Annotated in this window: 12 protein-coding genes; 6 read left to right on the top strand and 6 right to left on the bottom strand. The window is 75.0% G+C overall.

Going from position 1 to position 13,521, the window contains the following annotated elements:
• Window positions 1-192: 192 nt before the first annotated feature.
• Complete coding sequence (locus ACZ4W9_RS26630) at window positions 193-1,686, top strand: FUSC family protein (protein WP_467940012.1); 1,494 nt, start codon at window positions 193-195, stop codon at window positions 1,684-1,686.
• Window positions 1,687-1,805: 119 nt separating this feature from the next.
• Window positions 1,806-2,843, top strand: coding sequence for a lactonase family protein (locus ACZ4W9_RS26625; protein ID WP_467940010.1), 1,038 nt, complete (start codon window positions 1,806-1,808; stop codon window positions 2,841-2,843).
• Between the two features lie 139 nt (window positions 2,844-2,982).
• Here the strand turns inward: ACZ4W9_RS26625 and ACZ4W9_RS26620 are convergent, their stop codons facing one another.
• From ACZ4W9_RS26620 to ACZ4W9_RS26605, 4 genes are all read right to left on the bottom strand, one after another.
• On the bottom strand, window positions 2,983-3,909 hold the full coding sequence (locus ACZ4W9_RS26620; RefSeq protein ID WP_467940008.1) for a sirohydrochlorin chelatase: 927 nt from the start codon (window positions 3,907-3,909) through the stop codon (window positions 2,983-2,985).
• 162 nt (window positions 3,910-4,071) lie between these two features.
• Window positions 4,072-5,046: an N-acetylglucosamine kinase gene (locus ACZ4W9_RS26615; RefSeq protein ID WP_467940006.1), complete on the bottom strand. Its 975-nt coding sequence runs from the start codon at window positions 5,044-5,046 to the stop codon at window positions 4,072-4,074.
• The gene (locus ACZ4W9_RS26610) at window positions 5,043-5,720 is read right to left on the bottom strand and encodes a uracil-DNA glycosylase (protein WP_344349383.1); all 678 of its coding nucleotides are present in this window, start codon (window positions 5,718-5,720) and stop codon (window positions 5,043-5,045) included. Before ACZ4W9_RS26610 ends, ACZ4W9_RS26615 begins: the two co-directional genes overlap by 4 nt.
• Window positions 5,721-5,754: 34 nt before the next feature.
• The gene (locus tag ACZ4W9_RS26605) at window positions 5,755-5,928 is read right to left on the bottom strand and encodes a hypothetical protein (protein ID WP_467940004.1); all 174 of its coding nucleotides are present in this window, start codon (window positions 5,926-5,928) and stop codon (window positions 5,755-5,757) included.
• Between the two features lie 167 nt (window positions 5,929-6,095).
• Here ACZ4W9_RS26605 and ACZ4W9_RS26600 point away from each other — a divergent pair, with 167 nt between their 5' ends.
• Window positions 6,096-6,689, top strand: a complete 594-nt coding sequence (locus ACZ4W9_RS26600) for an Rv1733c family protein (RefSeq protein ID WP_467940002.1) — start codon at window positions 6,096-6,098, stop codon at window positions 6,687-6,689.
• 229 nt (window positions 6,690-6,918) lie between these two features.
• Here ACZ4W9_RS26600 and ACZ4W9_RS26595 read toward each other — a convergent pair whose 3' ends face one another.
• On the bottom strand, window positions 6,919-8,586 hold the full coding sequence (locus ACZ4W9_RS26595; protein ID WP_467940000.1) for a DNA alkylation response protein: 1,668 nt from the start codon (window positions 8,584-8,586) through the stop codon (window positions 6,919-6,921).
• Window positions 8,587-8,657: 71 nt separating this feature from the next.
• Here ACZ4W9_RS26595 and ACZ4W9_RS26590 point away from each other — a divergent pair, with 71 nt between their 5' ends.
• Together ACZ4W9_RS26590 and ACZ4W9_RS26585 are read left to right on the top strand one after the other, a co-directional pair.
• Window positions 8,658-9,413, top strand: coding sequence for a PaaX family transcriptional regulator C-terminal domain-containing protein (locus ACZ4W9_RS26590; protein ID WP_467939999.1), 756 nt, complete (start codon window positions 8,658-8,660; stop codon window positions 9,411-9,413).
• 237 nt (window positions 9,414-9,650) lie between these two features.
• Window positions 9,651-10,940 (top strand): benzoate/H(+) symporter BenE family transporter, encoded by a 1,290-nt coding sequence (locus ACZ4W9_RS26585; protein ID WP_467939997.1) that lies wholly within the window; start codon window positions 9,651-9,653, stop codon window positions 10,938-10,940.
• A 40-nt stretch (window positions 10,941-10,980) separates the two neighbouring features.
• Here the strand turns inward: ACZ4W9_RS26585 and ACZ4W9_RS26580 are convergent, their stop codons facing one another.
• Window positions 10,981-11,769 (bottom strand): pectate lyase, encoded by a 789-nt coding sequence (locus ACZ4W9_RS26580; protein ID WP_467939996.1) that lies wholly within the window; start codon window positions 11,767-11,769, stop codon window positions 10,981-10,983.
• 358 nt (window positions 11,770-12,127) lie between these two features.
• On the opposite strand from ACZ4W9_RS26580, the gene ACZ4W9_RS26575 reads away from it, so the two are divergent.
• Window positions 12,128-13,444: an extracellular catalytic domain type 1 short-chain-length polyhydroxyalkanoate depolymerase gene (locus tag ACZ4W9_RS26575; protein WP_467939994.1), complete on the top strand. Its 1,317-nt coding sequence runs from the start codon at window positions 12,128-12,130 to the stop codon at window positions 13,442-13,444.
• Window positions 13,445-13,521 lie beyond the last annotated feature (77 nt).

Genomic DNA, 13,521 nt, shown 5'->3' with positions numbered 1-13,521 from the left:
CGTAGGCCCTCCGACCTGGTCCGTTGGCCTTTCGGTGCGTGCACGTGCGGGGCCGGTGCTGGGCCAATGGCATGGTGATCCGAGGCTCACTTGAGCCAGTGACCTGGGTGATGCTCTCATGGACGTGTCAATGGCGCTGCGGATCCCCGCGGCGCCTTTTCCGTATCGGTGTTCCCCAGGGGAGGGCAGCAAGTGCTGAAGAGGATGTTCGTGGCACCGGACCCGGGCCGGGCGCGGTTGCGCTTCGCCGCGCGGGCCGTCCTCGGCATCGGGTTGGCGGTCGTGGTCTGCGGACTCGCCGGACACTCCCTCCCCAGCGTGGTCACCGGGGGACTCGCCGCCCTGCTGGCCCTGTTCACCGTGGCCGACCCGACCGTGCGCGGCCAGGCGGTCACCACCGCCCTGCTGCCCGTCGTGGGCGTCCCGGTGCTCGCCGCCGCGGCCGGACTGCACGACCACCCGGTGGCCCGGGACCTGACCTTCCTGGCCGTCGTCGGCGCCGGCGTCTACGCCCGCCGGTGGGGCCCGCGCGGGCACAGCCTCGGCGTGTTCGCCTTCATGACCTTCTTCGTGGCCCAGTTCCTGCACGCCACCCCGGGCCGGCTGCCCGAGCTGTACGCCGCCGTCCTGCTGTCCGTGCTCACGGCGGCCGGCGTCCGGTTCGGCCTGTGGTGCTACGAGCGCCGGCTGGGCCCCGCCGCCCCCGCGCCCGCCCCCCTCGGCGGGACGGGCCTCGCCCGGGTGACCACGCGGCAGGCCGTGCAGGCGACCGCGGGGGCCGGCTTCGCGCTCGTCGCGGGGCAGCTGGTGTCCGGACAGCGCTGGTACTGGGCCGTCGGCGCCACCTGGTGGATCTTCGTCAACACCGCCTCGCGCGGCGAGACCCTGGTCCGCGGCTTCCGCCGGGTCCTCGGCACGGTCCTCGGCATCGGCCTCGGTCTCCTCGTCGCCGTCCCCGTGCACGGTGCGTCCGTCCCGACGGCCGTCCTCGTCGCCGCCGGCGTCTTCGGCATCTTCTACACCGCCGCCGTCTCCTACACCTGGATGATGCTCTGGGTGACCCTGCTCGCCACGTCCCTCTACGGCCTGCTCGGCGTCCTCAGCCCGGGGCTGCTCGCGCTGCGGCTCGCCGAGACCGGTGTCGGCGCGCTCGGCGCCGCGCTCGCCGTGCTGTTCGTGCTGCCGGTCACCACGCACGCCACCACCGACGCCTGGATCCAGCGCGCCCTGCGCTGCGTGCACGCCTGCACCGCCGAGGCCGCGGCCCGGCTCGCCGGCTCCGCCACGGCCGACCCCGCCCCGCGCGTGGCCGAACTGGAGCAGCTGATCGGCCGGGTACGGCTGTCGGTGGCGCCGCTGGTGCACCCGCTGAACCCGATGCCGGCGCGCAAGGCCCGGGCCCGCCGGGTCCTGGCGCTGCTGGACGACTGCGCCCGCGAGATCCGGGGCCTGGTCGCGGTCGCCGCCGACCCCGAGGCCTCCCACGACGCCCGGCTGGCCGCCGCGTGCTGGCGGGTGGAGAGCGCCGTCGAGGCCCTCACCGCCGGCCGCGCCGAACCCCTTTGGCACTCCGCCGAACAGCCCGCCGAACCCGCCCTGGCCCATCTGCACGGCCTGGAGCGGGCCCTCGCCGACCTCGCGGAACCGCTGCGCACCCCGTCCGGCTCCCGGCTGGTCGGCGCCTGAGCGCCCCGGCGCACCGCGAACCGCCCTGCCACTCGGCCCCCTTGGTCTAGACCGCGTCGCCGGGACTGCTACCGTCGGCCCCGGACTGGCTCGACGGGCTCGACCGAGAGGGGACAGCGGTGGCACGGGACGGCAGGGCGGGCAGGCGCCGGGCGTTCATCGGATCGTTCACGGCGGCCGGCGGCCCCGGACTGGTGGCCGCCGAGGTCGCGCCGGGCGGCGGCGCCCTCACCCTCCTGTCCGCCGTCCAGGACGTCGCCGACCCCTCCTACCTCGCCCTCGCGCCGGACGGCCACACGCTCTACGCGGTCAGCGAGACCGCCGAGGGAGCCGTCGCCGCCTACCGCGTCACCGACGGCCGGCCGGAACCCGCCGGGCCCCCGGTGCCGGTGGGCGGCAGCGGCCCCACCCACCTCGGCCTGTACGCCGGACACGTGCTGACCGCCAACTACGGCTGCGGCAGCGTCACCGCCGTACCGCTGCGCCCGGACGGCTCGCTGGCCGGCGCGCCCTCCGGACGGCTCCAGCACACCGGCTCCGGGCCGCACGACCGGCGGCAGCGCGGCCCGCACGCCCACCAGGTGCAGTCCGACCCCAGCGGCCGGTGGGCCGTCAGCGTCGACCTCGGGACGGACTCGGTCCGGGTGTGCACCCTGGTGGACGGCAGCCCCGCCGTGCACCGCGAGTTCGCCCTGCGGCCCGGATCCGGCCCGCGCCACCTGGCCTTCCATCCGGACGGCGGCCACGCCTACGTGGTCAACGAACTGACCCCCACGGTCACGGTGTGCCGCTGGGACGCCGAGCGCGGCACGCTGAAACCCCTGACCGAGGTGCCCGTGCTGCGCGACGCGCCGGCCGGCGACGCCTACCCGTCGGGGATCGTCGTCTCGCCCGACGGCCGCTTCGTGTGGACCGCGACCCGCGGCGAGGACGTCCTCTCGGTCCTCGCCGTCGAAGCGGACGGACTGCGGCTGACCGGCACGGTGCCCTGCGGCGGGCACTGGCCGCGCGCCCTGGCCGAGCACGACGGCTTCCTCTACGCGGCCAACGAGCGCTCCGGCGACGTCTCCTGGTTCGCCGTGGACCCGGCGACGGGCGTCCCCCGCTACGACGGCTGCGTGCGGGTCGCCGCGGCCTCCTGCGTCGTCTTCGGCTGAGGAGCCGAGGGGCCGAGGAGGGCAGCGGATCGCCGCGCGGCGGGGCCGCCCGGGTACGGCGACGGGCCCGCTCCGGGAGGGAGCGGGCCCGGTGTCGTACACGAGCCCCGAGCCGTGGCGGCGCCGTCGGCCGGGCGGGTCAGCGGACCGGGGCGCCCTGCGCCTGCTGCGGTGCGATGCCCAGCGCCGTCGTGTACTTGGCGAGCGCCAGCTTGCCGATCGTCGGGTACGCGCCCAGCGCCTCGGCCGTCGCGCAGCCCGCCTCCTCGGCCGCCGCGGCGAGCAGCCCCGGCTCCAGCTCCGGGCCGATCAGGTACGGCGCCAGGGCCAGCTGCTGCGAACCCGCGGAACGCAGCTGCCCGGCGACGGAGGCGATGGAGCCCTCCTGGTCCAGGGCCGCCGCCATCACCGGCACGGCCAGGCGCGCGGCGAGCAGCATGCCGGTGATCCCGGCCGCCTGCACGGCCTCCTCGCCGCCCACGGCCGCCAGGATGATGCCGTCGGCCGCGGTGGCCACGGTGAACAGCCGGGCCCGGTCGGCACGGGCCAGGCCCGCCTCGGACAGCCGCACGTGCAGCGCCTCGGCGAGCAGCGGGTGCGGCCCGAGGACATCGGTCAGCTCGGTCGCGACCCGGCTGTCCATCACGGACTGCCGGATCCGCCGCAGCAGCGCGCCGTCCGGACCGGCCAGCAGCGGAACGACGACGGCGGCCGGGCCGTCGGGCTCCCTGACCCCCTCGACGCCGGCGGCGACCGCCTGCTCGTACCGCGCGGCGCGCTCCTCGGCGGTGCGCGCAAGCACGGAGCGCAGCGTCGGGAACTCGGCGTCGTCCCCGTCCAGGTACCCGATCCGGGCGTCCAGACCGGGCAGTTCGGAGCGGGCGATGCTCACGACCTCCTCGGCGAGGCCGCGCGTGCCGGCGCTGGGCGCGCCGGGCACCGCGAGGACGAGCGCGGGCGCGCCCTCGGGAGCCACCAGCGGTTCCGGGCGGCGGTGCCGTCCGGGCTGGCGGGGTCGCGGCATTCGTACGGGCAGGCCGGACGCGGGTCCAGTGGGGGAGCTCATGGCGCCGCATGTTACTGGCTTCGTGGGCTCCTCCGTTCGGGGAGGGTGCAGGTGAGCGGTATCCGTCCGGTTTTGTCTGATGAGTTACGTGTGGATACCACCCCGTCCGGGCACATGCCGGACGCATGGCCCGGCACCGGGACGGAACGCCCGAACAGGACTTCAGCCGTTTTCGTCCCGGATCACGCACAACAGCGCCGGTTCGGCCGGCAGGACGAGCCGGTCCGCCGCCAGGTCCGTCGCGATCCGCACCGCACCGTGCAGCGGGTCGCCCTCGGCCGGTACCCGCCGGGCGTGCGGCAGCCGGCGCGCCAGCTCCGCGCGCAGCGGCCCGAGAAGCGGTTCACCCAGTTTGAACAGGCCACCGGTGAGTGCCACTTCGGGGGCGCCGTCCGGCGGGCACACCGCCGCCGCGGAGTCGGCCATGTGCCGGGCCGCCGCGCGCAGGACGTCCGCGGCGACCGGGTCGTGCGCGGCACACGCCGCCACCTGGGGCGCGAACGAGGCCAGCACGGCGGCCCGGTCGGCCCGGGGGTACAGCAGGCCGGGCAGGCCGCGCACCGGGCCGAACCGCTCCTCGGCGCGGGCCAGCAGCGGCGCGGAGCCGCCCTCCCGGCCGTCGTGGGCGCGCAGCGCGGCCTCCAGACCGGCCCGCCCGATCCAGGCGCCGCCGCCGCAGTCGCCCAGCAGGTGTCCCCAGCCGTCGGCCCGCCGCCACCCCGTCAGATCCGTGCCCAGGGCGATCAGTCCGGTGCCCGCGGCCAGCACGGCGCCGGGACGCGGCCCGAGCGCGCCGGCGTACGCGGTGACGGCGTCCGCGGCCAGCGCCACGGCACGCACGCCCAGCTCCCGGGCGAGCGCGCCGGGCAGTTCGGCGCGCAGGGCGTCGCCCAGGCTGGCGAACCCGGCCGCCCCGACGGCAGCCGTGTCCAGGGCGTCGAGGCCCGCCTCCGCGGTCAAGGAGCGTGCCACCGGGACGAGCTGGTCCATGAGATGGGCGGGGTCGACGCCCCGCTCGCCGGTGCGGACCGGCTCCCGGGTCGCCCCCCGCGCCGAGGGCTCCCGCCCGGGCACACCGACGGCGACCCGGAGGCCGGAACCGCCGGAGTCCACGGCGAGATACCCCGGGACGGTCACGGCAGGCGCCAGTCCACCGGCTGCCCGCCCTGCTGCATCAGCAGGTCGTTGGCCCGGCTAAACGGGCGCGAGCCGAAGAAGCCGCGGTCGGCCGACATGGGCGAGGGGTGCGCGGACTCCACCGCCGGCAGACTGCCCAGCAGCGGACGCAGATTGCGCGCGTCGCGACCCCACAGGATGGACACCAGCGGCTTCCCGCGCGCCGCCAGGGCCCGGATCGCCTGCTCGGTGACCTCCTCCCAACCCTTGCCGCGGTGCGCCCCCGGGCTGCGCGGCGCGGTCGTCAGCGCCCTGTTGAGCAGCAGGACGCCCTGCTGTGTCCACGGGGTGAGGTCCCCGGTGGACGGCTGCGGCAGCCCGAGGTCGCTGTGCAGCTCGCGGAAGATGTTGATCAGGCTGGGCGGCAGCGGACGTACCTCCGGCGCCACGGAGAAGGACAGCCCCACCGCGTGTCCGGGGGTGGGGTAGGGGTCCTGGCCGACGATCAGGACGCGTACCTCGTCGAAGGGCTGCTGGAAGGCCCGCAGGACGTTCGGTCCGGCCGGGAGGTAGGTGCGTCCCGCGGCGATCTCCGCGCGCAGGAAGTCGCCCATCCCGGCGATCCGTCCGGCGACGGGTTCCAGGGCCTTCGCCCAGCCCGGTTCGACGATTTCATGCAACGGTCGTGGTGCCACGGGCGTCACCCTACTGCCGGGCACCCGCCGCCGATCAACCGATGGCCGAAGCGGGCAGCCGGGGGAGGGGTGCCCGGGTGCCGATCGCGACCGAGCGGACGGCCTGTGCGGCGGCATACGGACGTTCGTCGAACTCCCCGGAGACGCCGCTCCGGCGCGGCCCGATGAACAAGCCCTTGTGGGTGCCCACCGCGGGCAGTCGGGCCACGGGCCCCGTCACCGGCCCGTGGCCAGGATCGGTCGTTCCGTTGCGGCATGGGCCTGCGCGAAAGGGGTGTCTCGTGCGACCGTCGGGGTGACGGCTCGTCGTGAGCAGCGGAGCGATCCCTCCCGTACGGGAGGACGGTCCGGCCGGTCGGTGCGCTCGTGAGGAGGATGCCCTTGAAGGCGTTCCGTGGTCCGAAGGTGTGGCTGTGGCGCTGGCGGCGCAACCCGCTCAGACGCCGGGCCGACGTGGTGGAGGCATGGGTGGTGCTCGGCGCCTTTCTGCTGACCGTCCTGGCCGGGGTGTCGGCCGGCCTGGTGGCGGCCGGCTCGGTGGAGCACGGGCTCGCCCGCGAGCGGACCGAGCGGCGGCCCACCGTGGCCCGGGTGGTCGCACGGGTTCCGGCGAAGCCGGCCGCGCCGGAGGACCGGGCATCGGCGGGGGAGCGGGTCTGGGCAAAGGCCCGCTGGAGGGCGGTCGACGGCTCCTCGCACACCGGGCGGATCCGGGTACGGGCCGGCAGCGAGCCGGGTACGCCGGTCACCGTCTGGACCGACCCGCGGGGCCGGCTCGTCAACCGCCCTGTCACCGCCTCCGAGGCCGCCTTCCGGGCCACGCTGGTCGGTCTCCTGGTCGGCGTGAGCGCCGCCGCCGTGCCCTGCGTCGCGGGCCTGGCCGTGCGGGGCCGCCTGGAGCGCCGGCGCATGCGGGCATGGGACACGGAATGGGCCCGCCTCGGCCCGCAGTGGGGCCGCATGGTCTGATCCCCCGCGACTTCCGGGTGCCTCCGCGCAGCAGTGGGCGATGTGGTGGCGGGAAGGGGCGGGAGCGGGCGGGTCCGGCGGCGCCCGGCTCCGCCGGCGTCCCGATCGGCCGTGTGCGATCCGTCGGCGGCGGGCCGGTCACCGGCCACGGGGCGACGGGCCCGCGCACGCGCGCGAGGGGAGGGGCGTCCGGAAAGGCGGGAGCCGCCCGCGCACGCGCGCGGGGTGATCAGTTCCGGCCCGGCAGGGCGCGCTCCAGGATGGCGTCGAGTCCGGTCCCGGCGGGCAGGGTGCCGAACGCGTGCCCCCAGTCGCCGCCCAGCCGGGACGCGCAGAAGGCGTCCGCGACCGGGTGCGGGGCGTGCCGTACGAGCAGGGAGGCCTGGAGTGCGAGCGCCATCCGCTCGACCAGCCGGCGGGCGCCCGCCTGATCGGTTTCGGCCAACTGCGCCTTGAGCGCGGCCACGGCCGCGTCGAGACGGGCGTCCGCCCCGCGCGCCAGGGCGAGTTCGGCGAACAGCGTCTCGACGGTGTCCGGTTCCCGGCCCAGGGCGCGCAGCACGTCGAGCGCGTTGACGTTCCCGGAACCCTCCCAGATCGACAGCAGCGGCGCCTCCCGGTAGTGCCGGGGCATGCCGGAGTCCTCGACGTATCCGTTGCCGCCCAGGCACTCCAGGGCCTCGGCGGTGAAGGCCGGGCCCCGCTTGGTGACCCAGTACTTGCCGATGGCGGTGGCGATCCGCCGGAAGGCCCGTTCCCCGGCGTCCCCCCGCACCGTGCGGTCCGCCGCGCCCGCCAGCCGCAGAGCGAGCGTCGTCGCGGCCTCCGACTCCAGCGCGAGATCGGCCAGGACGTTGCGCATCAGCGGCTGGTCGGCCAGCCGGGCGCCGAACGCGCTGCGGTGCCGGGCGTGGTGCCCCGCCTCGACCAGCGTCTTGCGCATCAGGGTCGCCGAGGCCATCACACAGTCCAGCCGGGTGCAGTTGACCATCTCGATGATGGTCTTCACACCGCGCCCCTCCGGCCCCACCAGCCAGGCCACGGTCCGGTCGAACTCCGGCTCGGAGGAGGCGTTGGACCGGTTGCCCAGCTTGTCCTTCAGCCGCTGGATGCGGAAGGTGTTGCGGCTGCCGTCCGGCAGGACGCGCGGCACCAGGAAGCACGACAGCCCGCCCGGGGCCTGCGCGAGCACCAGGAAGACGTCGCACATCGGCGCCGACGTGAACCACTTGTGCCCGCGCAGCGTGTACACGCCCGGCTCGCCGGTGGGCGTGGCGACGGTGGTGTTCGTACGGACGTCGGAGCCGCCCTGCTTCTCCGTCATGCCCATCCCGGCGAGCAGCCCGGGCTTGTCGGTGGGCACGCGCAGCTCCGGGTCGTACTCCCGGCTGGTCAGCAGCGGTTCGTACACCTTGGCCAGGTCCGGCTGGGCGCGCAGGGCGGGTACGGCGGCGTACGTCATCGACGTGGGGCAGCCGTGCCCCGCCTCCGTGTGCCCCCACACCAGGCCGCCCGCCGTCCGGGCCACGTGCGCGCCCGGCCGGTCGTCGGCCCAGGGGGCGCCGGCCAGGCCCTCGGCGACCGCCGTCCGCATCAGGTGGTGCCAGCCGGGGTGGAAGTCGACCTCGTCGACGCGGTGGCCGTAGCGGTCGTGGGTGCGCAGCACCGGCTCGTACCGGTTCGCCAGCTCACCCCACTCCTGCGCCTCCGCGCTCCCGGCGCGCGCCCCCAGCCGCCGGATGCCCTCCTCGGCCCAGCCGGCACCCTCCCGGCGCAGCCCCTCCAGCAGTGCCGGGTCGTCGGAGGCGTCGTACGGGGCGAGCGGCGGGGGCTGGTTGGTGACATCGTGCGTGCCGGACTGCGGCAGGGCCGGTGACTGCGCGGGAATCGAGACCATACAAGCATGTTGCACTGTCCCTACGGCCGTAGCAATGCTGCAACAAGCAGGCGCACGTACAGTACGGATCCATGCGCGTGAACGTCCCGGCGGAGCCGGACCAGGTGGCCCTGCGACCGCTGTCCGCCCGGTCGGTGGTGCTGAGCCTGCTCCTCGGCGCGCACCCGCCCCAGCTGCCGGTGCGGGACCTGGTGCGGCTGGTGGAGCCGTTCGGGATCGGCGGCTCCACGCTGCGCGCCGCGCTGAGCCGGATGGTGACCGCCGGGGACCTGCGGCGGGCGGACGCCGTCTACCGGCTCAGCGACCGGCTGCTGGAACGGCAGCGCCGCCAGGACGACGCCGTACGCCCGCGCACGCGCGCGTGGGACGGCGACTGGGAGATGGCCGTGATCACGGCGACCGGACGCGGACCCGCCGAACGCGCCGACCTGCGCGCCCGGTTGGCGGGCCTGCGCCTGGCCGAGCTGCGCGAGGGGGTGTGGCTGCGCCCGGCCAACCTCGACCGGCCGCTGCCCCCCGAGGTGCGCCGGGTGGCACTGACGTACACGGTCCGCCCGGACGAGCCCCCGCGCGAACTGGCCGCCCGGCTGTGGCCGCTGACCGCCTGGGCCGCCACCGCGCGGGCCCTGCTCGCCCACGCGGCCCGGGCCGACCGCCCGGCCGACCGGTTCACCGCCTACGCCGCCGCCGTCCGCCACCTGCTCACCGACCCCGTCCTGCCGCCCGCACTGCTGCCCGCCGACTGGCCGGGGGAGGAGCTGCGGACGGCGTACGCCGGTTACCGACGGGAACTCGGCGCGGGGTTCGGCGCACGCGAAGAGGCGTAGGGGGAGTCACGACAGCGGGGGTGTGTCCGCGTGCGGGAGCGCCCGCCCCGGGTTCGCCCGGCCCCCGCTCACACCGCGTCGGTGGACGGCGCGGACCCCGGGTGGCATGCCGTTGTACCTTCGAGAGGCCGCGCGGCACCGCCCGGAGGACATGATCCGCCTCCGGCGGCCCGCACCGCGTGGCCGATCTCGTCGCCGACCTGGAACAGGCCCGAAACAGGCCACGGAGGAAGACCGTTGAGCCCCGAGTCCCCCGAGACGGACACCCCGCCGGACACGGCGCACACCACCGGCAGCCCCACGGGGAAGCCGGCCGGCGGACCGGGGGAACCGGTGAGCCGGCCCCAGCTGCTGCGGGACGCGTCGCCGTCCGCCGTACTGGCGGGCCTCGTGGCCGTCGTCGTCTCCTACTCGGGGACGCTGGTCATCGTGCTCTCGGCCGCCTCCGCCGGACACCTCGACACCGCGCGGACCGGCTCCTGGGTGTGGGCGATCTCCATAGGCAGCGGTCTGACCTGCGTCGGGCTGAGCCTGCGCACCCGGATGCCGGTCATCACCGCCTGGTCGACGCCGGGCGCGGCGCTGCTCGTGACGAGCCTGGGCGCGTACTCGTACGCCGAGGCCGTCGGCGCGTTCCTGATCACCGGTGCCGTCCTCACCGTGGTCGGGCTGACCGGGGTGTTCGGATGGCTGATGCGCCAGGTGCCGGCGGCGGTCGTGTCGGCGATGCTGGCGGGCATCCTCTTCGGCTTCGGCACCCATGTCTTCACCTCGCTGAAGACGGCGCCGGCCGTCGCCGGTCCGGTGCTGCTGGCCTACCTGGCGGCCAAGCGCCTGCTGCCCCGGTACGCGGTGCTGATCGCGCTCGCCGCGGGAGTCGTGGGCAGCGCGGCCACCTCGCGGCTGCACGTCCACGTCGATCACGTCGAGCTGGCCCGGCCGGTGCTCACCGCCCCGCATTTCTCCCTCGCCTCGCTCGTCGGCATCGCCGTGCCGCTGATCGTGGCCACCCTCGCCTCGCAGAACGCCCCGGGCATGGCGGTGCTCGCCGCCTCCGGCTACCGGCCCGGGGACCGGCTGCTGGTCGGCACCACCGGCGTGGCGTCCACCGTGCTCGCCCCCTTCGGGTCTCACGCGGTCAACCTGGCCGCGATCACCGCCGCGATCTGCACCGGCCCGGAGGCCCACCCCGATCCGCGGCGGCGGTACGTGGCGGGTGTCTCCTGCGGCGTCTGCTACCTGCTGGTCGGCGCCTTCGGCTCCACGCTGGTGGCGTTCTTCGCCGGGCTGCCGGAGGAACTGGTCGCCGCCGTCGCCGGGGTCGCCCTGTTCGGGGCGCTCGCCGGGGGCCTGACCGGCGCGGTCAAGGAGGAGAAGGACCGCGAGGCGGCGCTGATCACGTTCCTGGCCACCGCCTCCGGTGTCACCCTGTTCGGCATCGGCTCGGCCTTCTGGGGTCTCTTCCTCGGCGTCGCCGCCCACCTCGTGCTGTCCGCGCGGTGGCGCGGGCGGACGGCCGGCGCGTGACCCGCGGCCGGGCCGCCGGCGGCGACCCGGCCCGCGGGCCTCATTTGTAGGTGATGTCCGAGCCGGAGTACTTGCAGTAGGTGCCGTCCGGGCCCGAGCCGTTCGTGCTCGGTTCGGCACCCGTGTTGTTGCCGATGTACTTCTGGCAGGGAATGATCTTCTTGCTGGTGTCCCCGACGATGGTGATGTTCCGCAGGGTCGCGCTGTCGCCGTAATTGGTGTTGATGCCGACGAGCTTGCTGCCCTTGTAGGTCGCCTCGATGCCGCTGAGGTTGATCGTCCGCTTGTACTGCGTCTTGCAGTTGCCGCAGGAGCGGGCGAACGTCCCGAAGTTCTTCACCGCGAAGCCGGAGACGTTCAGCGTGCCGGCGCCGTTGAACTGGAACACCTTGTCGCTCGCCTCCTTCGCCCCGCCGCCGGTGACGGTGTAGACGTTGGACGACGAGGAGCCGAGGAAGGTGGCCGCGTCCTCGCCGACGTCCTCCCACCACACGTTCTGCAGCGTGCAGCTGCCCAGGCAGTGGACGCCGTCGGCGGCGGGGGAGCCGATGACGACGTTCTTGAGGACCGCGCCGGGAGCCAGCTCCAGCAGGGGGCCCTGGTCCTCGTCCTGGCCGTCGCTGCCGAGGTCGCCGCTGCCGTACAGCCGCTTCATCCCGTAGTCCTTGGTGCCGGACACCGAGATGGTCGAGGAGACCGCCTGGCTGCCGTTCGGGGTCGGCCAGGTGGCCGCGCCCGCCGGCGCCCCGGAGGTCATGATCATGCCAAGCGTGAGTCCGAGAGTGGCGAGTCCGCCGAGCAGACCGCGCGAGGTCGCTGATGAGGTCATGTCCCGCGATGCCTTCTTTCGTGGGGTGGTCAGAGCGGTGCGTCCCTTCCGTGGGGGTGCGGCTCTGTGGGGGCGTGAGGTTATGCACATGAATCCTGGACGCCCTGCAGAACGCATGACAGGGCGTTGCGTGGCCGAAACGGCTGCCTTGCGGGTCGACCGGTCACGCTGATGAACGGACCGTAGGGGGCAAGCGCTTTCTAGTCAACGGTTCGCGCGGCACCGTTCCGGTTCGTGCGAAGTGCGGTGGGAGCGCTTCCATGACTTGCGTGTCCATGCCACGATGCCGGGTGTTCCCCGCACGACGCGCACACCGTACGGACCCCCGCACGACCCGCGATCAGAAGGGACAGGTGACGTGCCCCCCACACCGCGCTGTTCGAGAACCCGTCCGCGCAAGGCCCTCGTCGCCCTGCTGGGCGCCCTGCTGCCGCTGCTGGCGGCCCTCGCCCTCGCCGCACCACCGGCCGGGGCGCGGACCCGGGCCGCCCCCGCGGCCACCCTCACCGAGGTCACCGGCTTCGGCGCCAACCCGAGCAACCTCCAGATGTACGTCTACGTCCCGCAGAACGTGAGCCCGCACCCGGCGGTCGTGGTGGCCGTGCACTGGTGCGGCGGCTCCGCCTCCGCGATGTACTCCGGCACCGAATGGCCCGCACTGGCCGACCGGCACGGGTTCGTCCTCGTGTACCCGTCCGTCACCCGCGCCAGCAAGTGCTTCGACGTGTCCTCCCCGCAGGCACTGCGCCACGACGGCGGCAGCGACCCGGTCGGCATCCGGTCCATGGTCGACTGGGCGACCCGCACCTACGCGGCCGACACCGGGCGGATCTTCGTCACCGGCATCTCCTCCGGCGCCATGATGACCAACGTCCTGCTCGGCGACTACCCCGACGTGTTCGCCGCGGGCGCCGCCTTCTCCGGCGTCCCCTTCGGCTGCTTCGCCACCACCGACGGCTCCGAGTGGAACAGCGCGTGTTCCGGCGGCACCGTCGACCGCACCCCGCAGCAGTGGGGCGACCTGGTCCGCGCCGCCTACCCCGGTTACACCGGCCCGCGCCCGCGGATGCAGCTGTGGCACGGCACCGAGGACGACACCCTGCGCTACCCCGACTTCGGGGAGGAGATCGAGCAGTGGACGAACGCGCTCGGTGTGAGCCAGACCCCCGCCGCCACCGACGCTCCCGCCACCGGCTGGACCCGCACCCGCTACGGCGGCACCGGTGACCAGGCTCCCGTCGAGGCGATCAGCCTCCAGGGCGTCGGCCACAACCTCTACAGCTGGGGCATGGCCGACCGCGCCCTCACCTTCTTCGGTCTCGACGGCGACGGCGGCACCGAGCCGCAGCCGCCCGCCGGCACGTGCAGGGTGCGGGCCGGGGTCAGCGCCTGGAACACCGGCCTGACCGCCTCCCTCACCGTCACCAACACCGGCACGGTCCCGGTGAACGGCTGGAAACTCGCCTTCACCCTCCCGGCCGGCCAGACCATCACCAGCGGCTGGAACGCCACGTACAGCCCCCGCACCGGCGCGGTGACGGCGTCCGACGCCGCGTACAACGCCAGCATCGCCCCCGGCACGAGCGTGACCCTCGGCTACCAGGCCGCACACACCGGCAACAGCGGAGCACCGACCGCGTTCAGCCTCAACGGGAGTGCCTGCACGGTGGATTGATCACCGGGGCACCGGCTGGGGGGGGGGGGGGGGGGGGGGGGGGGTGTGTCTCCCCGGTCACTCTGGGGTTTTTGTGG

The sequence above is a fragment of the Streptomyces sp. NPDC029296 genome (assembly GCF_055569255.1).
This window is presented reverse-complemented; position numbering and strand designations above follow the sequence as displayed.